Here is a 25,581-nt window from a genome sequence, read left to right as displayed (position 1 = left end):
CAATCCGATTCCTTTTGGGGCCGGGAGTGGTTTGAAAGGTTAGTCCTGTTTAAAATGTGACAGGCCTTTTTTTACGCAATATCACGGGGTGGTTTCGACGTAATGGGTTATCGAACCATTAAATCGACTTTAAAACAGAAGCATTTTTCAAAAAAGTACCGCTCAAAACTGGTTTAAACTAAACATATTAATTAGTTTTCCACTTCTCTTAGAGAAGTTATTTTGGTGTGATAACAGGGAAACAGGGCACAGTAGAAGCGTTTTTCGGTAATCTTGTGAATGCCTAAAGATGTATTTATATTATGTTTCCTGCATCCTCAAAAGGGTGCACAATCACTATTATATCAGTTTTCAAAATATTTCGACTGTGAGCTTATGAGTAAAAATATTTCAAAATCCACTTACGATGAGAGCAAGATTAAGACCCTCAGCTCTCTTGAACATATACGCCTGAGAAGCGGGATGTACATCGGGCGCCTGGGAGATGGGTCCAATCCCGATGATGGTATCTATGTGCTTTTAAAAGAGGTGATCGACAACTCCATCGATGAATTTATCATGGGGTTTGGAAAACGAATTGATGTGTTGTTTGAGCATGATACCTTAAGTGTACGCGATTATGGCAGAGGGATACCGCTGGGTAAAGTTATCGACTGTGTTTCGGTTATTAATACCGGAGCGAAATACAATGATGATGTATTTCAGTTCAGTGTGGGACTTAACGGGGTTGGTACCAAAGCTGTTAACGCACTATCAAGCTATTTTAAGGTACGCTCATTCAGGGATGGAAAATTTTTTGAAGCAGTGTTTTCAAAGGGCAAATTAAAATCCAAAAAAAGCGGCCAGGCCAAAAATGAGCCAAACGGAACTCTTGTTGAGTTTACTCCGGACATTGGTATTTTTGGTGATTATGAGTATAACTATGAATATATAGAGCAGCGCCTGTGGAACTATGCCTATCTTAATGCAGGGCTTAAGCTGTATCTGGGGAATCAGAAGTTTGAATCAAAAAACGGTCTTCTTGACCTGCTTGAAGCCGAGGTGGGAACCAGTACTTATTATAACATTGCTTATTACCGCAGCAAGCAGGTAGAGTACGCTTTTACCCACACTCAAAGCTATGGTGAAACGTACTTTTCATTTGTTAACGGACAGTTCACCAGTGATGGCGGAACGCATCAGAGCGCGTTCAGGGAAGGTATTTTAAAAGGGGTTAACGAGTTTTTTAAGAAGAATTTTTCGGGTGTGGATGTAAGAGAAGGTATTGCCGGAGCAGTCGCGATAAAATTGAAATCACCCGTATTTGAATCCCAAACCAAAAACAAACTTGGCAACACTGAGATACGCAGCTGGATCGTATCGGAGGTAAAAAGCTCGGTGGTCGATTTTCTTCATAAGAATAATGAAGCAGCCAAGAAACTTGAAAGTAAAATCGTCCAGAATGAAAAGCTGCGCACAGAACTTAATAAGGTAAAGAAGGAAGCCAAAGAGGCTGCAAAAAGAGTCGAAATAAAGATACCCAATCTAAAAGACTGTAAGTACCATCTCAGTGACGGTCCCAAGGGGGAAAAATCGACCATTTTTATCACTGAAGGACAATCGGCAGGTGGTTCGATCATCTCGGCAAGAGACGTTTACACACAGGCCATATACACCCTGAAAGGAAAACCACAGAATGTGTTTAACAGAACCAGGGCGGCGATTTATCAAAATGATGAACTGCACGATATGATGATGGCCCTGGGGATAGAGGAGGACTTTGAGAAACTTCGCTACAACAGAATCGTTCTTGCCACTGATGCCGATGTGGATGGATTTCATATCAGAAACCTCCTGCTCACTTTCTTTCTCACTTACTTTGAAGAGCTTGTGGTTGCAGGACATGTCTATATACTGGAAACACCGCTTTTTAGGGTGAGAAACAAAAAACACACCCGCTACTGTTACAATGAAAAAGAAAAAAACATTGCTTTAAAAGATATCAGTAACCCTGAAGTTACCAGATTTAAAGGATTGGGTGAAATCTCACCCAAAGAGTTTGGGCAGTTTATCGGAGATGACATACGTTTAGTTGAAGTGAATATAAAAAGTGTTCAGAACATTCCTGAAACATTAGGGTTTTACATGGGAAAAAATACTCCGAAACGACGCGAATACATAATGGAGAATCTTATTTAGTATGGCTTTTATAAACAATATTTACAATAACAACTTTCTTGAGTACGCATCCTACGTCATTAAAGATCGTGCGATACCTCATGTCAATGATGGACTTAAGCCTGTTCAGAGAAGAATACTGCACACACTGTGGGAAGTTGATGATGGCAAGTTTCATAAGGTGGCAAATGTTGTAGGACAGTGCATGAAATACCATCCTCATGGTGATGCATCCATTGGTGATGCCCTGGTTTCTTTATCAAACAAAGAGATGTTTATTGATAAGCAGGGTAACTTTGGCAACATTCTCACCGGTGACCCCGCGTCAGCCGTTCGGTATATCGAATGCCGGCTTTCGCCACTTGCACGCGAAACGCTCTTTAATCCGGAAATAACCGAGTTTCTCGACTCCTATGACGGAAGAAACAGAGAGCCTCTCACACTGCCATCAAAACTACCGGTACTTCTTGCCATTGGCTCAGAAGGTATTGCTGTGGGAATGTCAACCAAGATTTTGTCACATAATCTTAAAGAGTTACTTGAAGCACAGGTCGCGGCTTTAAGAGGTGAACAGTTTTTGGTCTATCCGGATTTTGCATGCGGCGGGTTCGCCGACGTTTCGGAGTATGATGATGGTAACGGAAAGGTTCTGGTACGGGCAAAGCTTGACACCAGTGACCCCAAACGAATAGTTATCAGAGAATTGCCTCATGGCACAACCACCCAATCTCTTATCTCTTCAATAGAAACTGCTACACGCAAAGGAAAACTAAAAATCTCCGGTATCAGTGATTATACAGCAGAAGATGTTGAGATCGAAATCAGACTCGCCCGCGGGATACGCTCAGAAGATACGGTGGACGCACTGTACGCTTTCACCGACTGCGAATCATCCATCTCCGCGAATATGATGGTGATTAACAACGATGATAAACCTACCGTTATGACTGCTTCAGAAGTGATCCATCACAACTCACAGCAATTGGTGGAAATCTTAAAAGCAGAGCTTATGCTTGAAGAGAAAAAGCTTAATGACAAGCTACACGCTAAAACTCTTGAGCAAATATTTATTGAAAACAGAATTTACAAGAAAATTGAGCAAAAGACTACCGCAAAAGATGTCACTGAAGCAGTACATAAAGGACTTAAGCCCTTTCAAAACCAGATTAAGCGGGAAGTAACCGATGAAGATGTGGAAACGCTGCTTAAAATTCCTATCAGAAGGATATCCGCTTACGATATTAAAAGAGCACAAAAAGAGATGCGTGATATTAGAAGAAGGCTTAGAGAGATTAAAAAACATCTCGCTGCAATAGTCGATTACGCGATCTCATTCCTTGAAGATCTGATTGAAAAGTATGGAAAGCAGTTCCCCCGCAGAACAAAGCTCATGTCTTTTAAAAAAGTCGACGTTCGTGAAGCAGCACAGCGTAACCTTAAATTACGATACGAAAAAGACACAGGATACCTTGGCTACCAGGTCAACGGAAACGTTCTCTTTGATGTCTCTCAGTATGACAGGGTACTTGTTATCAGAAAATCCGGTGCTTACTCGGTGATGGATGTACCCGACAAACTGTTTGTGGATAAGGGTATGCTTTATTGCGGGTTTGTCGATAAGGATCTGGTCTTTAACGTTATATACCGCGACAATAAAACTAAACTCCCCTATCTTAAACGATGTAAAATTGATAAATTTATTCTAAACAGAGGCTACCAGTTAGTCCCTGACAAATGTACTATTCTTAAACTAACAACAGACTCCAAAGCTGTTGTTACTCTACAGTACAAACCCAAACCGCGCCTTAAAGTGCTTGATGAAACTTTCATGCTTAACGACTACCAGGTTAAAGGTTGCAAAGCAGCCGGTGTACGCCTTGCAAACAAAGAGATAAAAAGCGTTAAGATATCTGCCGGATAGCGTTTTATCGGTAATAAACAGAAGTTACGGGGTCATGAGAGGGGAAACCGGGGCTGATACACTCAGCCCGCCTGAAGTCTCCTTACATGATCACGTGCCATTCTGGCCCACCAACTCTGAGGATTCATTCTGCTATACTCATTAAAGGATTCGATTGCTACTGTTTTATTCATCTGTTTTACAGCAATGTGGCCCCGGTTATACAGAGCAAGATGGTTTTCAGGCTCTCTCTTTACAAGCACATTGATTAAATCAAGGGCCTTATCATATTTACCCTGCTGATAAAACAGTATGCTTCCTTTCCACAGTTCCTCTGCGCTGCATTGTTCAACATCTTTTGCCTTCTCCTCCATCTCTTCGAGCAGCTTCTTATACGCTTCACCGGAAACAGCATACCTCTGAAGCTCAGGTGGTGTATAGATGTCATTTCCTGGCGGGGCGATTTCGTGCTCAAACCATGCCTTTACGTCTTTGGATAAGATCCTGTACCCCTTGTACTCACTTGTCATCCACCCTATATAATCTTTTATTAGCCTGTTACGAAGCTGAAACACCGACCTGATCCCTTTTAATTCAGGTATCTGATTGTAGGATGTAAGAAGTTTTTTATCTTCATCAACATCCAGGCGATATTCAATTATTGCGCATGCAACAGATGCCATAAAATTTCCTGACGGAGCTGTAAGGGGTATAATAATTCTGTTATTCTTCCAATCATAAAGGGAGTTGCCACATCCGGGAACAACCAGAATAGAAGGCTTGCCGAAAATATTTACCCTGTCATTGTGAAAAATATGGGGATCGAACTCAAGAATTCTGTTTACATATTCACCAAGCATTTTACCCGTTAAGTATTTATCACCCGATTTCAACAGCGCCACCGTATCTAAGTGAAGCCGTTTAGCCGAAAGTTTTGCCATATCACGTAAGTACTCTATCTCACGTTTTACTCTGTTTTCCATCTCAAGGGGCGACATCTGGTCAGATTTTTTCTCCAGATCTATCAGCTCAGCACTCATCTTTTCTATTGCATATTCCAAATCGGCAATAGTAATAAAGATCTCTTCAATTGATTTAGCCTGTTTTTTCAGGGTAAAAACAGTCTCCTGGTCCGGCATACTCCCAAACAGAGAGTCTCTTTTCTCAAGCTCACTGCTTAGCTGTTTTTCCCGTACACAATGCTCCCGTTTACTTTCGACTGACAGAAATTTTCCCCGGGCAATTGCTTTCTTTGACTTAATACTTACTCCCAGAAGCTTATCGGTATTCTCAAGTGCTTCTATTTGACGTTTCCATTCACGGCTATTCTTTTTTAAATGTTGCTCAAGTATAGCACATCTCTGAGACTGTATATCCTTTAACTCTGCCTCAAGTTTCTTTTTCCTTATCTCCCCCAAATGCAGATCACGCTCTAACTGCTCCTTTTTATCACCATCTTTAATCTTTGAAACCAGCTCTTTTAACCAACTACTTATATCGTAAACCGGAATTCGGTTTCCGTTCAGACCATCAGAAATTTCATCACTCACCTTTTCGGCTTCAATAAGCTCAGAGCAGAGGCCAAAGTTAATCAGATCAGACTCATCGGATAAAAACTGATCCAAATCTTTTTTATCTCGTAAAAGAGAGCCACAAGTATCAGCCAGATAACTCCAGTATGCTGAACTTAGATTAGTAAGTAACGTTTTGTTCTGGGTATCCGCAGAAAGTTCTTTTAACTCTTTGGCGTACTTTTGAGTAAACATCCTATTCCCGTTTCAATCTGATATGATAATACCCGCCATTCCAGTTCTGAAAAGAGTTCACCGCGATAAAAACTGGCGGAGAAAATTCGGCTGGTATTGTAATTATTGTATTCTTATCTGTTATCGTTTCACTGATTGTGTTTTCACTGCTATCCATAACCACTACACTGCACAGTAAATCGTACTGGGAGAATTCAAAGCCATATACACCCGTATCGCCAATTACAAACCAGTCTACATCTGTACTGGTCGAAAGCGTCGCGCTCATCTGATCATATATCGTGTCTGCCAGTTGTGGTGTATCATTTGGTTCCTGTTCAATTGGATGGGTATGGAAAGTAATCCTGGCATTTTCACCCTTAAATTGCTTACCATCTACAGAATACACACCGTTACACAGGGTAAGAGTATAGGTATGCCCCCCTTTCATAGGCTCACCGGGATCTATATAGGCTTTGTCTGCAGTTTCACTGAACCGAAAACTATGAGAAAAAAGCGGAGGGTCAAATGTAAAACACACCTGCTCAGGCTCTTTAACTGGTTGGGAGAAATGTACCACAATTTTTTCAAACCCCGAAAGCGTATCACCTTGCTTTAACAAACTGATTCTACCCTCCTCAACCGAATTAGCACCCGGCATCACACAGGATATAATAAATAGAACCACTATCGCCGGAACTAAAGAGCATTGAGATTTCATGTTTGCTCCACTATCGGTATACTATCCTCTTATTTCTAAAAATTATATGACTTTTATAAAGAAGGTTCAAGGATTTAAACCATATTATGCACTCTGCACCTACTCTGTTGTATTTTTATTACTGTAGCATTACCTTTTTCTATGGACTTTAAACCATGTTTAACTGTGTAGTTGTTTGTGGCCCCACCGCTTCAGGGAAAACCCGCCTGGGAGTTCAAATCGCAATACTCCTCGATGGGGAGATTATCTCCGTGGATTCACGTCAGGTCTATAAAGGCATGGACATAGGGACTGGAAAGGATCTTGATGAATATCAAACAGAAAGGGGTTCCATACCCTACCACCTTATAGATATAGCCCATCCCTCTCAAATCTATACTCTTTATGATTATCAGCGCGATTTCTACCATTGCTTTAATCAAATCACAAAGAGAAAAAAATCAGCTATAGCAGTAGGTGGTACGGGCCTTTATCTTGAAGCAGTGCTGAAACACTACACCATTCCACCTGTTCCCGAGAATCCCGAACTCAGAAAACACCTTATGCTTCAGGATAAAGAACAGCTCATCGAACAACTAAAAAAGGAAAATAGCACACTATTCAACGATACCGACCTTAGCTCCAAAAAACGAATTGTGCGAGCGCTTGAAGTTGCCAGAGCCAGCTTAGGTGAGAAACAGAAACTATCAAAGCCCTCTATTGCCCCACTGATTCTGTATGTTACCTGGGAGAGAGAGAAGCTAAAGGAGCGAATAGAACTCAGACTCAAAAGCAGATTAGAGAGTGGGATGATCGAAGAAGTTAGCAGACTTATAGAAAATGGTATAACCCAAGAGAGGCTTGAATTGTTTGGGATGGAGTACCGTTATATCGCAAGATACCTGCTGGGAGAGTGCGATTACCAGCAGATGTACATCGACCTCAGACAGAGTATTTTCAGGCTCGCAAAGAGACAAAACACCTGGTTCAGAGGTATGGAGCGACGGGGTTTTTCCATAAAGCGAATAGAAGAGGGTAATCTTGATGAAGCCTGTCGTATTCTGGAAGATTCCTCGCTGTTTAACAGAACCAACCATTTATAAATAACCCACCAAAGCACCGTGTGCAACAGTTTAATCACACTGAGAAAACACCTCTCAACCTTTCATTGTAAAAAGCCGATATAATAGATATCATAGCAGCAGAGGTTAATGTATGCAATTATTCGACCTGTATGTGACCAAAATTCCAACTCAGAAAGCCCGACTGATAGTTGCACGCATGATTGCTACTACCAGCCCCTCTGTTCCTCTGCACAAAGCTATGGAACTGGTTCTTAACCTTCCTGTTCAGGTTTTGGTTTCCAGGGACAAAGAGACGCTGGCCAAACACGCTGAAACGCTCATGAAGTTTGAAGTCAAATTCAGATTATATAAGTCACAACTCAAGGCTCCTGAAAAGGGTGATGCGCAGGCAGCACAAACTGAACCCGCAGAAGAATCAACGGTCGACGATGCGTCTTCAGAAGATGATGCCATAAAGGAAGTGCTCACACTTCAAAAGGATACGCCAAAGGAGGAGGAAAAAAAATCACCTCAAAAGAGCAGCAACGCTCTGGAGCAAAACAGCACACAAAAGAAAAACCACACGTTTTTTGTTCCGCGTAGACTTTTAGGGCCAGAGAAAAAAGGCGACATTGATTCACCCTCAAACACAAAATTTTTGATTTTTGCTTTTCTTTTTATCGTACTGCTTGCTTTTGTAACAACCCAGTTTGGCGGCCGAAGCACCAGGTTTGCGACCAATAAATCACAAACCCCCTCTTTCAACAGGCAGCCCTCTGGGGGAGGACATACATCCAAAGGCACTTCAATGAGCTCAGTTGGAACACCGCTGGCGGGCACCCCCGCAGGAGCTAATCAGGCAAGCCGTTCAGAGAAGAAACGCTCCACTGCCTTTGTAGATTCGGCCAGGAGTATCAGCCGTGATCACCTCAAAGCGATAAACTTCTACAAGATTGCCCTCTCGTTCAATAAAAACAATATTAATGCCTGGTACGGACTTATAAACTCCTACCGCGAAGCAGGAATGCACCAGGAGACGCGGCGTACAATAGCCGACATGGAAGAGCATTTCGGAAACTCTATCTACTCCGCATCATCACTGATTGAAGATTATGGTTCACTGTTAAATTTCAGTGTAACAGACAGAGGCACCTATCAGGTGGAATATGTAACCGGTCGCAAAGGAAAAGAGCAGTTGATCAAAGATGCCTTCCATATAGTTAAAGGACTTCGCACGATCTGTAACTCCCCCAACATCTCTCTGTATGTATCGACCGACAGTGGCAGTGAGATGATTCTGCATGGCGATTCCACTACTTCCCTGAACTCCCTCAGGCGTTTTAGAGAGGACGCGACCATTATTCACCTGGATTGATTAGATATCCAGAAAGAACGAAAGCAGAGAGGACGCGGTTTCTTCCATGCTGTGCGGAAAATCGGGATCATCACAGTACACCTGAGCGATTTCAAGAATTGCAAGCAGCTCTGCTCTGCAGAGGGTGTAGTTGTCACTTTGTTCCAGCTTCTCCACGAGTTCTTCAATTGTATCGTAATGGAAAATGACTCGTTGCTGACTCTGCTCGATCTCATCGGCTTCTTCAAGCAACCGTTTCCCCAGACTGATAATCGAGTTTGTTTCAGAGGGTGAAAATGTGACTTCAAGCTGCTCCATCGCCGCTTTTTGACTAATCTGAACATCGTGAAAATTAAACGCTTTCAGGCGGTCTTTAACACCCTGATGCTTAAGGGCGTAGCATTCACCCTCAACTATGAAATGTTCCTCTAAGGCTTTCTCTGCTGCTTCAACATAGTCCTTATGCACCTTGATCACAAAAAGTATTGGAGTATCCGTTTCATCCTCAGCATCCTCTTGCGTTTCCTTTTTATCGATGAAAAAGACTACCTCGTGATCCGTCAGTATGGTGTATGCCAAAAGAATATCAGCTTTGATGAAGCTGTGCTGAAACTCGATGAAATCTTCAGGATTATTGCGCAAAGCCCTTTCCTGTCCGCTCATCTCCTGGGGATCGGTCAGCTGCTGGCGAATCGCATCCTCATCAATATTGCGACGGGCAATCTCCTGCTGCATCACCGAAAGCGCTTCCGGAGTGTATTCACTACTATGGTGATAATATTGTTTCAGAAGTTCTTTATCTGAATAATCCTGTATCTTTTCCTGAAGTCTTTGCATACATTCTCCTTTTTTCTGGTCTTCATAAAAATAGCCTTTTTTTGATCCTGGAAGCAATTTTTTTATTGGCTGTTAAATTAATTGCTGCAAAGGGGGCATAGCTGTGTTAAAGATCTTGAGGGCAAAGGTGCTAAGAATTATCTTAGATTAGAGCACCCCTCGCTTCACTCTTGTTAAGGAATAGATACAGGAAACGTCAGAAAATAGTTTCTAAAACGTTTTTTCTCTTCCAATAAATGGAGCTATCGGGTATAATAAAGTATGTTTACCGTTCCACTAAACTTCAATTTAAAAGGTTAAACCGATGTTGATTCATTGCTGGGGATCACGTGGCGGGCTTCCGGTGAGCGGAAAAGAGTTCCTTAAATATGGTGGTGATACCACCTGCATGGAAATCCAAACAAATAGTGGGGAGAGAATAATAATTGATGCAGGAAGCGGTATCCGTCACCTTAACCAAATCAGTTTAAAGGAAAATCCACATATTCACCTCATTTTTACTCATTTTCACCTTGATCATATTATAGGGTTTCCGTTCTTTAAACCTCTTTACACAAATGAAGCTCAAATAAGTATTTATGGCTATCCTTTTACAGGTAAAGGTGTCAGGCACACACTTGAAAAAATTATCAATGAACCTTTTTTCCCTGCCAAATTATCCAATATACCTTCAAATGTAACCTATATCGACATTGACTTAAAACCATTTACCATAGGATCTGTTACCATAACACCTGTTAATTTGAATCATCCTAATGGCGGATTAGGGTTTCGCTTCGAAGAAAATGGTAAATCGTTTGTATTCATGACCGATAATGAGCTTGGGCGAAAATACCCTGATGGGGAAAAGTTTGAAACCTATGTTGATTTCTGCAGTTATGCAGACCTGCTGCTTCATGACGCTGAGTTTGACAGTACGGAGTACCCGCACTTTAAGGGATGGGGACACTCGAAACTTAACGATGTGGTAAAACTTGCTCACCAGGCGCAGGTTGATCAGCTTGGATTATTTCATATTAACGCCCAGAGAACAGATGATCAGATGGATCTTTTTACCGAAACCGCACAGGAATATCTTCGCACTCACTGCTCATCTACGGAGTGTTTTGCTGTTGGAACCGGTTTTGAAATCGAGCTTTGAATACAAGGATGCAGAGGCGCAGAGAGGAATGGGAGAGGTTGAAGTGCTCCTTTAAGCATGTCTTAGGCAGGGCACTGAATTAGTCTCGCGGCGGGAGAGAGAAGAGAGAGCGTTTCACGCAGAGACGCGGAGGCGCGGAGAGGAATGGGAGGGGTTGAAGTACTCCTTTAAGCATGGCTTAGGCAGCACACTGAATTAGTCTCGCGGCGGGAGAGAGAAGAGAGAGCGTTTCACGCAGAGACGCGGAGGCGCGGAGAGGAATGGGAGGGGTTGAAGTACTCCTTTAAGCATGGCTTAGGCAGCACACTGAATTAGTTCTCGCGGCGGGAGAGAGAAGGGAGAGCGTTTCACGCAGAGACGCAGAGGCGCGGAGAGGAATGGGAGGGGTTGAAGTACTCCTTTAAGCATGGCTTAGGCAGGGCACTGAATTAGTTCCCGCAGCGAAAGAGAGAAGGGAGAGCGTTTCACGCAGAGACGCAGAAGGGGGGACTTGTAAGTCGAAGGGTAGACCATAACTTATTTGTCAGGGTGTGTGTGCTTAAGGGCTTCCCGACTACCGCCAATGCTCAACATACACTTTTCAGCATGGTTTATAGTTACACTTTCATGTTATGTAACATACACAGCTTGCTTCAGTTTTTATAACTCAATCATTTTGGCCTCATTAGAACCACACCCTTAGTACTGCTTATAGCAGAAAAGTATTGACACAAACGGGTTACCTTATATATATCTAAGCAAACCGAAATTGCTTACATCTGCTTGTAGAGGGCTCTATGAAGTTACATTTATATACAATCGTTCTTGCTGTATCAGTAATACTGCTTAGCTGCTCAAGCCCAACCGATCCATTAGAACGCTATGATTTTGCTGATATAACGATATCTGACAGTTCAGAAAGAGATCAAATTCTACCCGGTAATCCTGTTAAGTTTGAGTTTGAAATCACCCTGCCTCACCTATTCGAAACCATACGTTATTCTTTTGCTGTTCACGACTCTTCGCTACAATTTGACAACACAACTGTTAGAGAAAGGGAAACTGTATCGTTTTTTACTACGTTTCAGGAAGGTGGTACCTATAACGTAGTAATCAGCGGAATACTGAAAGATGGCAACAACATTTCAGATTCTGTGGAGATTACAGTAAGCGATGTTTTTACAATAACGTATACCAGTACAGACCATTCATCCGGCACTGTTCCCAAAGACTCCCTAAGATACACTACCGGAGAGCCAATAGAGATACGTGATAATACTGGGGATCTCCAAAGAACCGGGTATACTTTTACCGGCTGGCAAAAAGCCGATGCTTCAAAAATCTACTCTGGTGGTGATACACTGATTGTTAACAACGTTAATGTAGAACTTTCGCCTGTGTGGGAAGCGACATCAAATACAATCACGTTCCACTCAAATGATGAAAACGACCGTAAAAAGCAACAGGCAGCAATTACTGATGAAATACTTAAGCTAAGAGAAAATGACTTTCAACGTGAAGAGTACATTTTTACAGGCTGGGCAGTGAATCCGGAAAGTGACTCTGTAGCTTTTACTGACCGTGAAGAAATCACTATGATTGCAGGTGATATGAATCTATACGCAGTGTGGAGTCTAAGTAGTTTTACTATTACATTTGATAAAAACAGCTCCATTGCCACCGGCTCAATGGATCCTCAGTTGGTTCTTAACGATGAAACAGTGGCATTAAATCAAAACAGTTTTAATAAAGATGACTGGACCTTTCTGGGCTGGTCAACATCACCCGATGGAAATGAAACAATATATGATGATGGAAGTGAGTATCGTATAGACGGTAGTGACATCACTCTTTATGCAATCTGGAGCCCAAATCCTGTGATGGTTTCTTGTGGTGACCGGTACTCTTTAGTGCTTCTTAGTGATGGATCATTATGGGCAAGCGGGTATAATCATAACAGACAGCTGGGTGATTTCAGCGAAACTCACTCTTTTGTATTGGTTAAAGATGATGTACACTATGCTTCTGCCGGAAATTCCCGTATGTTGATTATCACCACAGGTGGTGATTTGTGGACTACAATGGATGATGAATACCTCCTGGTTGCCAGGGAGATAAAGCATGTTGCCGGTAATAGTAGCTTTATCATCGCAGTCAGAGAGGATGGCAGAGTACTGGCTCAGGGATCCAACATTTTTGGTCAATTGGGGATGGGACACTATGACAGGGCAAATAGCTTTGGACTGATTCCAAATTTAGCAGATATTGTTGAAGTAGCAGTTGGGCTGGGCCACACTATGTTTTTGGATAAAAACGGATACTTGTGGGCTGCCGGATCAAACGTATACGGTAAACTTGGCCTTGGAAATGAAAGCGGGTCTAACACTCCTGTTTTAGTGGACAGTAACGTTGTAAGCGTCAAATGCCAAAACCATCATTCCGTGCTGCTCAAAAGTCACGGGCAGGTTAAAGTTACAGGGCAGAACACAAACTACCAGCTTGGAGGGGAGTCTGCAACGGGATACTCAAATTTCACCGAATTAGGAGTAACCGGTCTTTTTGAGCATATTGCCACCAGTAGTTTTAATACCATGTTCATTAGAACTGACGGCAGGCTGATGGCTGTGGGACAAAATTCTTCGGGGCAGTTGGGCTCTGGGGTTTCAGGTGACGTTCAGCACAATCCTGCTTCTGTGGCAGAAAATGTTACCTTCGTTTCAACCTATGGGACAGGTGTTGGTACAGATGATTCAGATTCACACACCATGATCATCAAAGAGGACGGTACGCTGTGGGCAACCGGTAGTAATAGAAATGGCCAGTTTGGCAACGGCACCACGGAAAGCACCAATGAATTTATCCAGATACCTTTAGACTTCTTTAATCCGTAGTGGCTTTATAGAAATGCAAACCAAATTTTAGTGAACATTCCTATTATAGTAGCACTATCCAGCCTTCCCGGATCCACCATGACCGGGGATGAAATGCCGGCGCGTACTAGTTTTCCTGACGAATCAGGTTACCGACTACCAGTAGCTTTAGTGTTGAACTGTTTTCAACCGTAATCCTGCTGTGCTCAAAACAGTTCTTTACTTATTTTGTGTAATTTTGTATCTTGGTCTTATAGTTTTTATAATAAGGCTCTGGGGGGGGATCCTTATTTATAAGTAATACAGTTCAATTTTACTTAAAAAGGGAATGCTCCTATGAAATCCTTAAAACTACCTTTTCTGTTTTCCATGTTACTGTTACCATCTATCTGTACTTATTTAAGCGCTGAAGCGATAAACGTCAGAGGCATAGTTCAGGAGTTTCAAACACGTAATGCTATCGTTGGTGCAGAAGTAGAGCTAAAGGGCCAAAATCTTAGTAACACAACCGATTCGGAAGGTCGCTTTGAAATAGTCAGAGAAGCCATCTCAGTAGGCAGAGCATTATTCTCTGGTAGCGCATCTTCAGCTACTCTTCATGGATCTAAGCTTGAGGTAGTGCTTAGAGAATCATCCCCGGTATCGGTTTCTGTTTTTACCATGTCCGGAAGAAAGATTTATGATTTTGATGCAGGAGTGCTTAACGCTGGAGCAAACCTGATAACCCTTCCTATGGACAACTTCGGAGCCGGCGCGTTTATGATAAACGTTACTCATGAAGGGAACAGAAATGTTTTCAGATATGTCTCTTCACTACGGAATGCACCTGGCATAACAGCAAGCAAGACATCAGCTTCACAGCGTTCTGCAACTGTTGCACAGGCAACCCTTGATAGCCTTATAGTTACTGCTGAAGGGTACCAAACCAGAAGAATGGCTATACACTCGTACGATCAGTATTTTGAGGTCATTCTTGAACCGGAACGGGATGATAATGACAATGGTGGCCCTATTGATTATGAGCCAGGATCACGACTGAACAATATTAACAAAAGCTGTGATGGTATGATGCCTTCACCTGTTTCTGGAAATCAGGGTTGGGCATCACGTTACTGGGACTGCTGTATGCCCCACTGTTCGTGGCATGACAACGCCCAGGGCAATGTTTCACGTAACTGTGATATAAACGATAATGAAATACCTGGCAACCAAAGCTCAGGGTGTGAACATAGTGGAGTTGCTTATACCTGTTACGACCACTCTCCGTTCGCTGTTTGTGAAGATTTGGCATACGGTTTTGCTGCGCTTCCTGTTTCCGGGAATGTATGCGGAAGATGCTTCCAGATTGATTTTGATGGTGGTTTCCAACATGGTAACCCACGGGCAACTCACCAGGCGTTAGCAGGAAAAACCATGATCGTAATGGCATCCAATGTCGGTGGTGATGTTAGGGAACAGGAACACCAAGTCGACATAATGATACCTGGGGGCGGATTGGGCTTACATACAGAAGGATGCAGAAAACAGTGGAATGTAGACGTAAATAATGAATCTATGGTTGGTGCTACTTTTGGTGGGTTTGCCACTACATGTGAAGACCAGTTGGGCTGGAATTATTCAGCTGAAGATATGAAGGGATGTGTGAGAAACATGTGTGACAATCTGTTCGGAAATGATGATTCACTGCACAGCCTCTGGGAAGGTTGTATCTGGTTTGTAGACTGGATGCACGCTGCAAATAACCCAACATTTACCTATAGAGAAGTAGATTGTCCTCCTGAACTCGTTGATTTGTATTGATCTTCATTCTAATGAAGACCATTAGCTAACTAAAAGAGAGACGTATTCTTGATATGCATTAAAATAGAATCGTCTCTCTCCCCTACTTAAATAATTACCCACTATATATTAATACCTTTCTCATTGTAATCAAAAAGAACACTTCTCCTCTTTTAGCCAATTTTAATGACAAGTCCCTTTGTATCAATTACATACATAGTGTTTAAGTCTTAAATTCGTGAACCAACTCGTTTTGTATCAAAGTGGGACTTATGAATCTTTTATACTGGTACTGTTTTTCTCTTTAAGCTTGTTGACTTTTTTTAGCTGTGAAACACCAACTCATCCCTTTGAGGATTATCGGCGTGCTGACATTCAACTCCTCTTCCATCCCGACACGAAAGAAGTAGCGTACACTATCGGTGATACCATAGAATGCATAATAGAGATTACTATGCCTCATCTTTTTGAGAGTATTTCAGTGAAGAATAACTCTTATGAGTTAGTTTTTGATAACACAGATACCTTACACAAAGACACGCTATCTTTCAAAATAGCTTTGCCTGAACCCGGAGAATATGAAATTGTCCTTAGAGGGTATCTTAAGAATAATAGTAACGTAAAATTCTCATTAATAACAATCCATGTAGAAAAGCCGGATAGTGATAGTACCTACAGCATACTATATACGAGTAGTGATCACAATGATGGTAATGTTCCCACAGATACAGTTTACTACTCCACCGGGCAAAGTACTGTAGTGAGAGGTAACATCGGCTCCCTTAAAAGGACCGGATTTACCTTCATGGGTTGGGGCAGAGAGGTCGGTAAATAGCTTAAGGTGTATGGAGGTGGCGATACACTTATTGTGAGTGAAAAGGATGTTGTGCTCACTGCTCAGTGGAGCCCCATTGACTACAATGTCACCTTCAACCCTAACAATGGTGAAGATAGCTTCACTCACAGTGTACCTCATGGCACTGAAATCGACTTCCCGGAAATTCCCGAACTTGATGGGCATATTTTTGATGGTTGGTATAGAGACAGTAGTGGTCTGAATAAATGGGCTGATGACGATATTGTGATATCCGACACATCGCTTTATGGAGGATGGGTACCCAAAGAAAACACAGCTGTATTCTATTCCAATGATGGAAGTAACCGCACCAGCAATCAAACGATCGTTTATGGCGAAACTGCAGCTTTGAACCCAAATACTTTTGAAAGAGAAGGATATAGTTTCAAAGGATGGTCACGTGAAACAGCTGCCAATGAACCTGAATATGTTGATGGTGAAGAATTTACTATGACCGAAGAGAGTATAGAGCTGTTTGCGGTGTGGGAGATTAATAGTTATTCTGTTACATTTAGCGCAAATAATGATACAGACAGCCTTGTGACTGTCAATGTTCAGTTTGGTGACACTATCATACTGGAAAACAATTTCGAGCACCTGGGGCATTCTTTTAATGGATGGGCACTAAGCAGTAGCGGAGATGTTGAGTTCTATGAAAACCAGCAGATTGTTATTGGGGACACAGACCTAAAACTCTACGCAGTGTGGACACCCCATACCTACGCTCTTACATTGTATAAAAATGATGGCGGTGATTCAACACGTGTTATCAATACTCAGACAGGTGACAGGGTTGAGCTTGAAAACTATTTTCAGCGCCCAGGTTATGCTTTTGAAGGGTGGTCTTCTGATTCCGATGGAGATGTTGAGTATGAGGAGAATCAGCACATTACCATAGATACCACTGATTTGCATTTTTATGCTGTATGGAATGCCAAAAGCTTTACGCTCACCTTTCATAAACTGTATGGATCAGATACTACTTCTGAACATACCATTCGTACCGATGAACCTGTTGAACTCCAAAACCCCTTTGAAAGAGAGGGTTATGAATTCGAGGGGTGGAGCCTGAGTGAAGAAAGCGAAGAGCCGGAATACAGTGAAGAGCAAGTTAGGATGTGGCCGCACGATGTTGATCTGTATGCGGTATGGAGCCTGAAGAGCTATACTGTTACATTCGATAGAAACAGTGATGATGCTACAGGAGAAATGAGTTCGCAAACAATACCTTACGGAACCACTCAAAATCTCCATCCTGTAAGGTTTTCTAAGCCCGACTGGATATTTATTGGATGGTCAAAATCAACAGATGGTAGAGAGGAACTTATTGAGGATGAAGGATTATATGAAATGGAGGCTAACAATGATACACTATATGCTATCTGGAGAGCAAAGCCAGTTATGGTTTCATGTGGTTTATCTCATACAATGCTCCTTTTCAGCGATGGAACATTGTGGGCTACAGGAAGCAACTATTCTGGACAATTTGGAGACAGTACAAATACCGATGTAGATGTTTTCATTAAAGTAAAAGATAATGTATCACATGTTTCTGCCGGTTGGGATCATACTATGGCTATAACAAAAGATGGTGTATTGTGGGCTACAGGTGGTAATTCCTGGGGCCAACTCGGTACAGGGACAACTAATTCAGAGAATGCTTTTATAAAAATTGAAGACAATGTTCAATATGTAACTACACATTTATTCTCTACACTCGTAGTTAAAAAAGATGGTCAGTTATATGCTACTGGTCATAATTATAATGGTGAGTTAGGCCTCGGAGAAGAGATGAATGTCGTTACACTTACAAAGGTACCTGATATGGACAATGTATCTCAAGTGTCTATTTTCGAAAACAATTCTATGATCTTGAAAGAGAATGGAAATCTTTGGGCAACAGGCAGAAATGGAGCAGGGCAACTTGGTACCGGAGACTTCTCAAGTATAAACGCCCCTGTTTTCATTGATGAAAATGTACAATACATCCAAAACGGAGGACTGCATACTTTTAGCATTTGCAATGATGGAATACTTAGAGGTACTGGTTGGAATACAGATGGTCAGTTAGCTGACGGTTCCGATGAACCTAGGAACGAATTTTTGGAAATTGATAATATAAAAAATATAAAAAGAATGGCTTTGGGATTTCAGTATTCTATGATCCTTTTAGAAGACGGTACACTATTAGCCTCTGGTGACAACAAAACCGGGCAATTGGGTACCGGTGATACCGATTCTAGAAACACACCTGTAATTGTTGCAAGGGATGTAGCTTACGTTGATGTTAGCGCTGGTCGCGAAGGAAGAGGCTCTGCACCTTATTACCATACTTTTATCATCAAAAATGAAGGTACCTTATGGGCAACTGGATATAACTATTCTGGGCAATTGGGCAACGGTACAACCGAAGACTCCGATGAGTTTATCCAAATACCATTAGACTTTTATGAACCATAAATTAGTGATTTTCTACTCACTACTATCCCATCTTACTATTTCTTAAGATGGGATCACTTTTCTTTTCAAGAGCACCGCGAAACAGTGGTGCTTTTGGTTTGGTCCGTTTTTCGTTTCCTTGTGGCAAATGTTAACAGTATTTTCACTAACCCTGTTATCACCTTAGTTTAGCACCTACTATCTCACTGTCGCAAGCAAGATAATATCGTTTATCGGTCATAGGCTCCAAATGTGTCTTGCGTAGCACCTCTAAGTACTAAGTCACATCCCAGATCCGGCATTCCTCCTTTATTTTTTGAAGTGCCCCGCGAACACTTTGGTGCTCTTCTTTGCTGATAATTTCAGATTCAGCTTTTTTTTGTATTCATACTCACCATCTTTGATCCAAAAAACTATTTTTTTAGGGTGATCAAGCTCGATATAATCGATTTCCTCTATAGGGAAGCGGGAGGCGATAACCGAAACGGATGTAGGTGTTATGGTTAATGCAGGATGTTTACGGTACCTCAAAGTCGCTATTACACTTGCAACTGTTGCAAAGAGGCCGGATACCAGAGTAAGCAGATTTATATCGTGACCTGTTTGTACCAACCTTGTAAGCTGCATTACAGACCATATCGCAAAAAGAAATACCGTCAGGTCGGTACTTATAACGTAAAAAGGTTTTACTTTGAACTCTAACCATTCTTCAGACATAAAAAAGGAACTCCTATGAAAAAAGTTTTATTATTCTGCTTGTTGAGTTTGTTGGTTATTGGATGTAAGAGCAAGAGAGATGCGTTGTATGAAGAGCAAAGAAGTATTGTGACATCTATTTTTGAAGCTAATAACCTAAATCCTGATAAAACTGATGGGAGATCAGATTTAACTGAGTTACAAAAATCTACGTCTTTTTGATTTTCGACCGCAAACTAGTGAAATTAGATCTTAGCAATTTAGATATCACCACCATTCCACCGGAAATTGGCCTTCTAACAGGACTTGTCGAACTCGATCTGTCCGGAAACAAAATTGAAGAGCTGCCCGAAGAAATTGAAAAGCTGGAGAACCTGGAAAAACTGAATCTTACAGGAAATCTTATAACAAGTTTGCCTAAACCTATTAGTAAGATGAAAAGACTGAAAGTTTTGGATGTCGGGGAGAACAGGTTAACAGCACTGCCAGATGACATCGGTGACCTTGTATCCCTTAAACAATTGTGGATAGCAGGTAATAATTTGAGCGATTTACCCAAATCCATGAAACATCTTGAGAATATAAGGTATTTAAACCTTGTTGGTAATGAATTCGTAACCATTCCAAACGTTCTTTCTGAAATGCCTAATCTGGGTAAAAATTACCTGGTTGATGATTTTGTTCAAGATTGATCATACAATTTCTAATGGCTTAAGATATGTATTTTACCATCAAATTAACCAAAAAAGTCTTCTGCTAATGGCTGTTCCCGTGGTGCAACATCTTTTATGTACAATTTATCATTTTGCTCCAAAACGATGAATGTACAGTTGCATGCTCTTTGATAAACAACTCCCGCACCTAAGTTCACTAAGTCACATCCCAAGTCCGCCATTCCACCTTTTCCTAATTTCCTCCTTTATTTTTTGAAGTGCCTCGCGAACACTTTGGTGCTCTTCTTTGCTGATAAATTTCAGATTCAGCTTTTTTTTGTATTCATACTCACCATCTTTGATCCAAAAAACTATTTTTTTAGGGTGATCAAGCTCGATATAATCGATTTCCTCTATAGGGAGGCGGGAGGCGATAACCGAAACGGATGTAGGTGTTATGGTTAATGCAGGATGTTTACGGTACCTTAAAGTCGCTATTACACTTGCAACTGTTGCAAAGAGGCCGGATACCAGAGTAAGCATCCTGACCTGTTTGTAGCAACCTTGTAAGCTGCATTACAGACCATATCGCAAAAAGAAGTACCGACAGGTCGGTACTTATAACGTAAAAAGGTTTTACTTTGAACTCTAACCATTCTTCAGACATAAAAAGGAACTCCTATGAAAAAAGTTTTACTATTCTGCTTGTTGAGTTTGCTGGTTATTGGGTGTAAGGGAAAGAGAGATGCGTTGTATGAAGAGCAAAGAAGTAAGGTTTCGGTCCCCTCCACGGGCTTTATTTTCCCCTCTTTAAGTGCTTTGGCAGCGCTTGCCTGCGAGGCTGACGTACCACCGCCGCCACCACCACCGCCTCCCCCTGAACCGATAAGGACAGTGGGGCACCCCCCGACGATAGGTCCCCCTACGTGAGGAATGGGAGGCATCCCCGGAGTCACCATGGGGCACATGTGCATATCACCCATGCGAGCCGCCACCATTTTTCCTATAAGTACATTGGGTGCTCCCGGACCGGTAATTGTACCGCCGTGGGCTGTCATATCGGTTATTCTGGCTGCCATCATAATGGTCTGTTCCTTTTTTATGCTGTTTTAATACAAAAAATGTTGTTCGGTTTCTATACTATAGTGCGTTGTATAACAGGTATGTAAGTTATACAAAGCTCAGTGTCAAGGCGAAATGATGTTTACAGGAAAAAAAGAGGTAAATGCTGTAGAAGAGGGTGAAGAGGTGGGAAATTTGCCACGAAAAGCACGAAAAAGGACACGAAATTAAAGAAGAGGAACAGGTAACGTGGGGTGTTTATTTGATTTAGCCTTCTTTTAGTGCTTTGGCGGTGTCTGCAGGCTTAAAAAAAATCAGCTAATACCAAGCAACATTCTGTAATCACGCATTTGCTACCTGGAGTTTATTATTTTAAATATTAATGTGATAAACCAGCACAATCAGCACGGGAAAAAGAACCATGAAAAGTAGATATAGCAGTGTTTTACTATGCTCGATTCTTCTCATAGTAAGTTTTACAAGTATCGGTTGCAGCAACAGTATATCCCTGAATGAGCAAAAACAGATTGTTCAGGAGATACTGGATCTGAATAATGCAACAAGAACAGTTGAAGATGTTGCAAGCTTTAGTGGAAAAACGATACGTGGTCTCTATCTACAACGTATAAAAATTGATACACTCCCTCCATCTGTAGGTAAGCTTGTATATCTTGATGCATTATCGGCAGGCAAAGGTAACCTTCGTTCTATACCGGCTCAGATTGGCAATCTTGTTAATTTAAAAAACCTTAATTTTGAGGAAAACAACTTAACATCCCTTCCTGATGAGATCTGCAACCTTGTAAAACTTGAAGAGATGAACCTGGAAATGAACGAGTTAAAAAACCTGCCCGAAAATATGGGGGATTTAAAAAACCTGCGTGATTTACGGCTTGCATTCAATCAGCTTGAAAAACTGCCCCAATCCATTGGAGATTGTGAGCTGATTGAAACTTTGACATTAAATGATAACCGGCTTATAGCACTACCCGAAGGTATAGGAAATATGAGCAGGTTGAAAAAATTACCTGCTCACAGAAATAGAATCGAGAGTTTGCCTGTGGATATGAGTAGGATGACAAAGCTGAATGAGATATCATTAGTTGAAAATGAGTTAACAAAATTTCCAGAAGGTATAACTACAATCCCAAATGTACGTTTTATTGGTGTTGATGATAACCAAATCCCTGCTGTCCCACCTTCTATCATTGATCTGACCAAACTGGAAGGGTTAGGTTTAGCAAACAACCGTCTAAATTCATTACCTCCTTTCATTACTGAACTTACTACTTTAGCAGGATTGAATATTGCAGAAAATGATATCTCCCGAATCCCTGCAGATTTATGTAACATGCCGAATTTGGTAGTGCTACGTGTTCAGGACAATCCTTTTGATAACTTACCATCATGTTTGTTACAGAAACAATTCGAAACTTTTGTGTATTAAAACGCTGTGGTGGTCAAATCTCTATCTCTAAAATACTTTTTAATGTTTCTTTATGGACGTTTTCATTTATCTTTTCACCTTTTCGTTTAGGATCTAAATGTCCGGCAATAGCTCTCTGGTCTTCAGAAATCCCATTTTCATATATACCATGCAACTCATCTTTAGATTTCCCCAGAATAGTAGCAATTGCCCCAAAAGGTAATACCCCCATTTCTCTCAATGCCCATGCAGCTGGTTCAGTTTCAAGGTTTCTCATAATTGAAGCCATGCTCTCAAGAGAGGGAAATACTGAGTGCTGCCCCTTTCCGGTTAAAAATCTTACCGCACTGCTCCACTCTATTCCATCCCCCACATACTCACGAAAGTTCCCAAATGTCCGTCCTCTGATATCAGAAAAATCGTATCTCTCCCTCCGGAGAGTATATCTTTTATCTTCAGAATAGTCCTGAGGTGATTTGGGAGAAAAACAGAATGAGAAATTCTGATTTTTTGTAACAGATTCGTTTACCTGTTCAATAATCTGAGCGACCGTTCCAAATGGCCTGTATAGTTCCTTATAACTATTAAGAACCCATTCCTGACCAGCCTTAACAAGTATATATACCCACATTGCTACATTGATACCGCCTAAAGCTCCCGCAGCCGATATACTTGCGGATGCAAATTTCGTTGCGACAACTCTCCTGGCCGTCTCTTTTGCAAGCTTTCTGCTCACCTTCCTCCCAAGGGCATGCGTAGCTTTTTTTAGTATGATTTGCTGTTGCTGCCAAACCCGAAACATCACATACGAAGCCCTAAGTGATTCGGCCAACTGTAAGGCAGTAACCCCTCCCTTCAGCGCATCAAGAACAGCAGCTTCATAATTGTCCTTGCGTACACCATTTATACTGCTTATCGCATGATCCCAGAGACTGTTTATATTTGCAAGAGGACCAAGTACGTTTGTAAAAGTTGTTCCAAATACACCTCCAAAGGGTATTCTATTGAGCCTTGTACCGAGCAAACCAGTAACACTTGCCCCGAAAGATTGCACACAAACAAAACCGTTCCGGATCTCTTTAAAAGTAGGTTGTCTGTTTTCTCTTTGTACCTCATCCACAATTTTCTTTAATCCCGCAAGTGCAGAATACATGCTGTAAGCCGAAAGCATTCCTTCCATAAGCCCCGGTGTCTGGTATTTTCTATCTATATTTATCTGACCTCTTAGCCAGTTTTCCACAGATTTGGTTCGTCCTAAACCTAATTGCCTTTGAATAATTTTAGGAGAAGGGGGTTTTGAAGGTGTGCCTGAAAACTTTCTTCCGAGAGCAAGATTTGAGCGAAACTTACGCGCAAACACCCAACTTTCCCTGAGATTATCAATATCGTTTTCACCTGTGAAAACAAAAGCATTAAGAATAACTTCAAGAGATTCGAAAACACCCCTGAACGGACTCATTGCAAAAGCATCAAGCGCATTTTTACCTGCTCTTATCAGACCATCATCTGTGGATCCGGGTTGTGGCTTTTCTGCAAACCAGATCTTTGTTTCATGTATAAGCTCATCAAAACTCTTTGAATGTTCAAGAAAAGGGTATGAAGCTTTAAGCTCATCTTTGCAAAAGAGTGTCTTTAGGATTTTTAGATCATTCAAATCAAGAGAATATGCAAGTCTTGTTTCATAGGGTTTGACATGAATTTCATAAAATGCTTCACTGCGTAAATGGTCGGGCCATCGGGACAACGCAATATATGCTTCCGTTATAATTTTACTTTCAATACCATTCCGCAGCCAGGTAAAGCCGGGAGAGAAGTTTTCAAGATCATTCTTTTGCTGTTCTGTATCTTCCGAGTTAACACACTCTGTTAACATGTCAATAGAGTTACCAAAAACATCGCTGGTTAATATCTGCTGTATCGCTTCACAGCAACTGTTCATCCCGGCGTTGTAACCTCTCAGCCGCTCTTCTCTCTGAGACTTCACCTTAGTATCAGTTATATATTTCTTTTCGATCTTCAAAGCAAAATCTGCGAGAAGATAAGCTGTCTGTTGGAGTCTGTTGTCTAGAGTTTCTGAATTTGATTCACCCCGAATAGATTCAAAAAAAGCAGCGATCGACAAACCATTGGTTTTTATTTCACTCTGAGGTGTTTGAGGATAACTTCTTGCAAGTTCTATAATACTGGAAGCTGTTCGTAACTGTGTCACGTTGGTTTCATCATATCTGACTATATTATCGTGAAAAATCTGAAGATCATTGAAGTATTTAAGTAATAAATATAGCTTTTCAAGATATTCACAAAAGGTTGGAACCATGCATAGCAGATTTGATTCGCCAACCACCAGAGTCGTTCCGGTATAAAGCCTCTTGTCGCTACAGTCCCAGGAAACAAAATTTACACTCTCATTTTTGAGCGTATTTGCAAGCCAATCATCCGGTGTTTTGCCAATGTAGGAAAACCAGTTGTTATTTATTCTGCTTTTCTCTGCATGTCTCTCATCTGCATATTTATGAGGTTCTGAAAAGAGTAATCGAAGAGCAAATGGTATAAAAAGATATCTTTCACCAATTTTAAACCGCACATCGTGAAGATACTTATACCGGTCACCTACTTTTTCAAATAAATAGTTGTTCTGGAATCCTGATGGACCAGCAGCTGTTAGAGTATTACAATAATAAAGAAAACCAGATTCATCCGTCGCATAAAATCCTTCATACCTCCATTCATTTCCAGTTCTTTTATACCCAAGAAAAGCCCTGTGAGCTGCACGCTTATATCTGCCGGGTTCCTGATAATTGGGTTCCATCACTGTGAGCTGAAGCTTATCGGCTGGCGTTGCAACAATAGCTGATGCAGTTGTTACTATTTCAGTGATCGTGTTACGGGCATTTTGCGCTGCTTTTTTCAAATGTGACATCTT

19 protein-coding genes are annotated in these 25,581 nt (G+C 41.5%); 12 read left to right on the top strand and 7 right to left on the bottom strand.

Features of this window, described 5'->3' with window-relative positions; all coding sequences use genetic code 11:
- The first annotated feature begins 375 nt into the window (after window positions 1-375).
- The gene (locus QA601_00435) at window positions 376-2,178 is read left to right on the top strand and encodes a DNA topoisomerase IV subunit B (GenBank protein MDG5813533.1); all 1,803 of its coding nucleotides are present in this window, start codon (window positions 376-378) and stop codon (window positions 2,176-2,178) included.
- A gap of 1 nt (window position 2,179) precedes the next feature.
- Window positions 2,180-4,078: a DNA topoisomerase IV subunit A gene (locus QA601_00430; GenBank protein ID MDG5813532.1), complete on the top strand. Its 1,899-nt coding sequence runs from the start codon at window positions 2,180-2,182 to the stop codon at window positions 4,076-4,078.
- 62 nt (window positions 4,079-4,140) lie between these two features.
- Here QA601_00430 and QA601_00425 read toward each other — a convergent pair whose 3' ends face one another.
- Both QA601_00425 and QA601_00420 read right to left on the bottom strand, forming a co-directional pair.
- Entirely contained in the window at window positions 4,141-5,823 is a 1,683-nt protein-coding gene (locus QA601_00425; protein MDG5813531.1) for a hypothetical protein, read from the bottom strand.
- A 1-nt stretch (window position 5,824) separates the two neighbouring features.
- Window positions 5,825-6,523 carry a hypothetical protein gene (locus QA601_00420; protein ID MDG5813530.1) on the bottom strand — a complete coding sequence of 233 codons (699 nt, stop codon included), beginning with the start codon at window positions 6,521-6,523 and terminating at the stop codon, window positions 5,825-5,827.
- Between the two features lie 155 nt (window positions 6,524-6,678).
- On the opposite strand from QA601_00420, the gene miaA reads away from it, so the two are divergent.
- Together miaA and QA601_00410 are read left to right on the top strand one after the other, a co-directional pair.
- On the top strand, window positions 6,679-7,605 hold the full coding sequence (gene miaA / locus QA601_00415; GenBank protein MDG5813529.1) for a tRNA (adenosine(37)-N6)-dimethylallyltransferase MiaA: 927 nt from the start codon (window positions 6,679-6,681) through the stop codon (window positions 7,603-7,605).
- 112 nt (window positions 7,606-7,717) lie between these two features.
- The gene (locus tag QA601_00410; protein MDG5813528.1) at window positions 7,718-8,941 is read left to right on the top strand and encodes a hypothetical protein; all 1,224 of its coding nucleotides are present in this window, start codon (window positions 7,718-7,720) and stop codon (window positions 8,939-8,941) included.
- Here QA601_00410 and QA601_00405 read toward each other — a convergent pair whose 3' ends face one another.
- Window positions 8,942-9,757: a hypothetical protein gene (locus QA601_00405; GenBank protein MDG5813527.1), complete on the bottom strand. Its 816-nt coding sequence runs from the start codon at window positions 9,755-9,757 to the stop codon at window positions 8,942-8,944.
- 304 nt (window positions 9,758-10,061) lie between these two features.
- Here QA601_00405 and QA601_00400 point away from each other — a divergent pair, with 304 nt between their 5' ends.
- The 5 genes from QA601_00400 (at window position 10,062) to QA601_00380 (ending at window position 18,842) form a co-directional block, all read left to right on the top strand.
- The gene (locus tag QA601_00400; GenBank protein ID MDG5813526.1) at window positions 10,062-10,898 is read left to right on the top strand and encodes an MBL fold metallo-hydrolase; all 837 of its coding nucleotides are present in this window, start codon (window positions 10,062-10,064) and stop codon (window positions 10,896-10,898) included.
- A gap of 776 nt (window positions 10,899-11,674) precedes the next feature.
- Window positions 11,675-13,768: an InlB B-repeat-containing protein gene (locus tag QA601_00395; protein ID MDG5813525.1), complete on the top strand. Its 2,094-nt coding sequence runs from the start codon at window positions 11,675-11,677 to the stop codon at window positions 13,766-13,768.
- Window positions 13,769-14,083: 315 nt separating this feature from the next.
- Window positions 14,084-15,547, top strand: a complete 1,464-nt coding sequence (locus QA601_00390) for a hypothetical protein (protein MDG5813524.1) — start codon at window positions 14,084-14,086, stop codon at window positions 15,545-15,547.
- 217 nt (window positions 15,548-15,764) lie between these two features.
- Window positions 15,765-16,361, top strand: coding sequence for a hypothetical protein (locus tag QA601_00385; GenBank protein MDG5813523.1), 597 nt, complete (start codon window positions 15,765-15,767; stop codon window positions 16,359-16,361).
- Between the two features lie 33 nt (window positions 16,362-16,394).
- Window positions 16,395-18,842 (top strand): InlB B-repeat-containing protein, encoded by a 2,448-nt coding sequence (locus QA601_00380; protein MDG5813522.1) that lies wholly within the window; start codon window positions 16,395-16,397, stop codon window positions 18,840-18,842.
- Window positions 18,843-19,130: 288 nt separating this feature from the next.
- On the opposite strand, the gene QA601_00375 is transcribed toward QA601_00380, so the two are convergent.
- On the bottom strand, window positions 19,131-19,538 hold the full coding sequence (locus tag QA601_00375) for a hypothetical protein (GenBank protein ID MDG5813521.1): 408 nt from the start codon (window positions 19,536-19,538) through the stop codon (window positions 19,131-19,133).
- 15 nt (window positions 19,539-19,553) lie between these two features.
- Between QA601_00375 and QA601_00370 the strand changes: the two genes are divergently transcribed.
- Window positions 19,554-19,739 carry a hypothetical protein gene (locus tag QA601_00370; GenBank protein ID MDG5813520.1) on the top strand — a complete coding sequence of 62 codons (186 nt, stop codon included), beginning with the start codon at window positions 19,554-19,556 and terminating at the stop codon, window positions 19,737-19,739.
- A 17-nt stretch (window positions 19,740-19,756) separates the two neighbouring features.
- Window positions 19,757-20,209 carry a leucine-rich repeat domain-containing protein gene (locus QA601_00365; GenBank protein MDG5813519.1) on the top strand — a complete coding sequence of 151 codons (453 nt, stop codon included), beginning with the start codon at window positions 19,757-19,759 and terminating at the stop codon, window positions 20,207-20,209.
- A 183-nt stretch (window positions 20,210-20,392) separates the two neighbouring features.
- Here the strand turns inward: QA601_00365 and QA601_00360 are convergent, their stop codons facing one another.
- Window positions 20,393-20,713: a hypothetical protein gene (locus QA601_00360; protein MDG5813518.1), complete on the bottom strand. Its 321-nt coding sequence runs from the start codon at window positions 20,711-20,713 to the stop codon at window positions 20,393-20,395.
- Window positions 20,714-20,829: 116 nt separating this feature from the next.
- Window positions 20,830-21,252: a PAAR domain-containing protein gene (locus QA601_00355; GenBank protein ID MDG5813517.1), complete on the bottom strand. Its 423-nt coding sequence runs from the start codon at window positions 21,250-21,252 to the stop codon at window positions 20,830-20,832.
- Window positions 21,253-21,653: 401 nt separating this feature from the next.
- On the opposite strand from QA601_00355, the gene QA601_00350 reads away from it, so the two are divergent.
- Window positions 21,654-22,679, top strand: a complete 1,026-nt coding sequence (locus QA601_00350; protein MDG5813516.1) for a hypothetical protein — start codon at window positions 21,654-21,656, stop codon at window positions 22,677-22,679.
- Between the two features lie 13 nt (window positions 22,680-22,692).
- Here QA601_00350 and QA601_00345 read toward each other — a convergent pair whose 3' ends face one another.
- A complete protein-coding gene (locus tag QA601_00345) occupies window positions 22,693-25,578 on the bottom strand; it encodes a hypothetical protein (GenBank protein MDG5813515.1) in 2,886 nt (961 codons plus the stop codon).
- Between the last annotated feature and the right edge of the window lie 3 nt (window positions 25,579-25,581).

It is taken from the genome of Chitinispirillales bacterium ANBcel5 (genome assembly GCA_029688955.1).
GTDB classification, from domain to species: Bacteria; Fibrobacterota; Chitinivibrionia; order Chitinivibrionales; family Chitinispirillaceae; genus Cellulosispirillum; species Cellulosispirillum alkaliphilum.
Note: the sequence above shows the minus strand (reverse complement) of the source record. Positions and strands in the feature narration are given on the sequence as shown.

Coding starts and splice junctions, on each gene's coding strand:
- QA601_00435 (MDG5813533.1), top strand. CDS start 376: ATGAGTAAAAATATTTCAAAATCCACTTACGATGAGAGCAAGATTAAG.
- QA601_00430 (MDG5813532.1), top strand. CDS start 2,180: ATGGCTTTTATAAACAATATTTACAATAACAACTTTCTTGAGTACGCA.
- QA601_00425 (MDG5813531.1), bottom strand. CDS start 5,823: ATGTTTACTCAAAAGTACGCCAAAGAGTTAAAAGAACTTTCTGCGGAT.
- QA601_00420 (MDG5813530.1), bottom strand. CDS start 6,523: ATGAAATCTCAATGCTCTTTAGTTCCGGCGATAGTGGTTCTATTTATT.
- miaA (MDG5813529.1), top strand. CDS start 6,679: ATGTTTAACTGTGTAGTTGTTTGTGGCCCCACCGCTTCAGGGAAAACC.
- QA601_00410 (MDG5813528.1), top strand. CDS start 7,718: ATGCAATTATTCGACCTGTATGTGACCAAAATTCCAACTCAGAAAGCC.
- QA601_00405 (MDG5813527.1), bottom strand. CDS start 9,757: ATGCAAAGACTTCAGGAAAAGATACAGGATTATTCAGATAAAGAACTT.
- QA601_00400 (MDG5813526.1), top strand. CDS start 10,062: ATGTTGATTCATTGCTGGGGATCACGTGGCGGGCTTCCGGTGAGCGGA.
- QA601_00395 (MDG5813525.1), top strand. CDS start 11,675: ATGAAGTTACATTTATATACAATCGTTCTTGCTGTATCAGTAATACTG.
- QA601_00390 (MDG5813524.1), top strand. CDS start 14,084: ATGAAATCCTTAAAACTACCTTTTCTGTTTTCCATGTTACTGTTACCA.
- QA601_00375 (MDG5813521.1), bottom strand. CDS start 19,538: ATGTCTGAAGAATGGTTAGAGTTCAAAGTAAAACCTTTTTACGTTATA.
- QA601_00370 (MDG5813520.1), top strand. CDS start 19,554: ATGAAAAAAGTTTTATTATTCTGCTTGTTGAGTTTGTTGGTTATTGGA.
- QA601_00360 (MDG5813518.1), bottom strand. CDS start 20,713: ATGCTTACTCTGGTATCCGGCCTCTTTGCAACAGTTGCAAGTGTAATA.
- QA601_00355 (MDG5813517.1), bottom strand. CDS start 21,252: ATGATGGCAGCCAGAATAACCGATATGACAGCCCACGGCGGTACAATT.
- QA601_00350 (MDG5813516.1), top strand. CDS start 21,654: ATGAAAAGTAGATATAGCAGTGTTTTACTATGCTCGATTCTTCTCATA.
- QA601_00345 (MDG5813515.1), bottom strand. CDS start 25,578: ATGTCACATTTGAAAAAAGCAGCGCAAAATGCCCGTAACACGATCACT.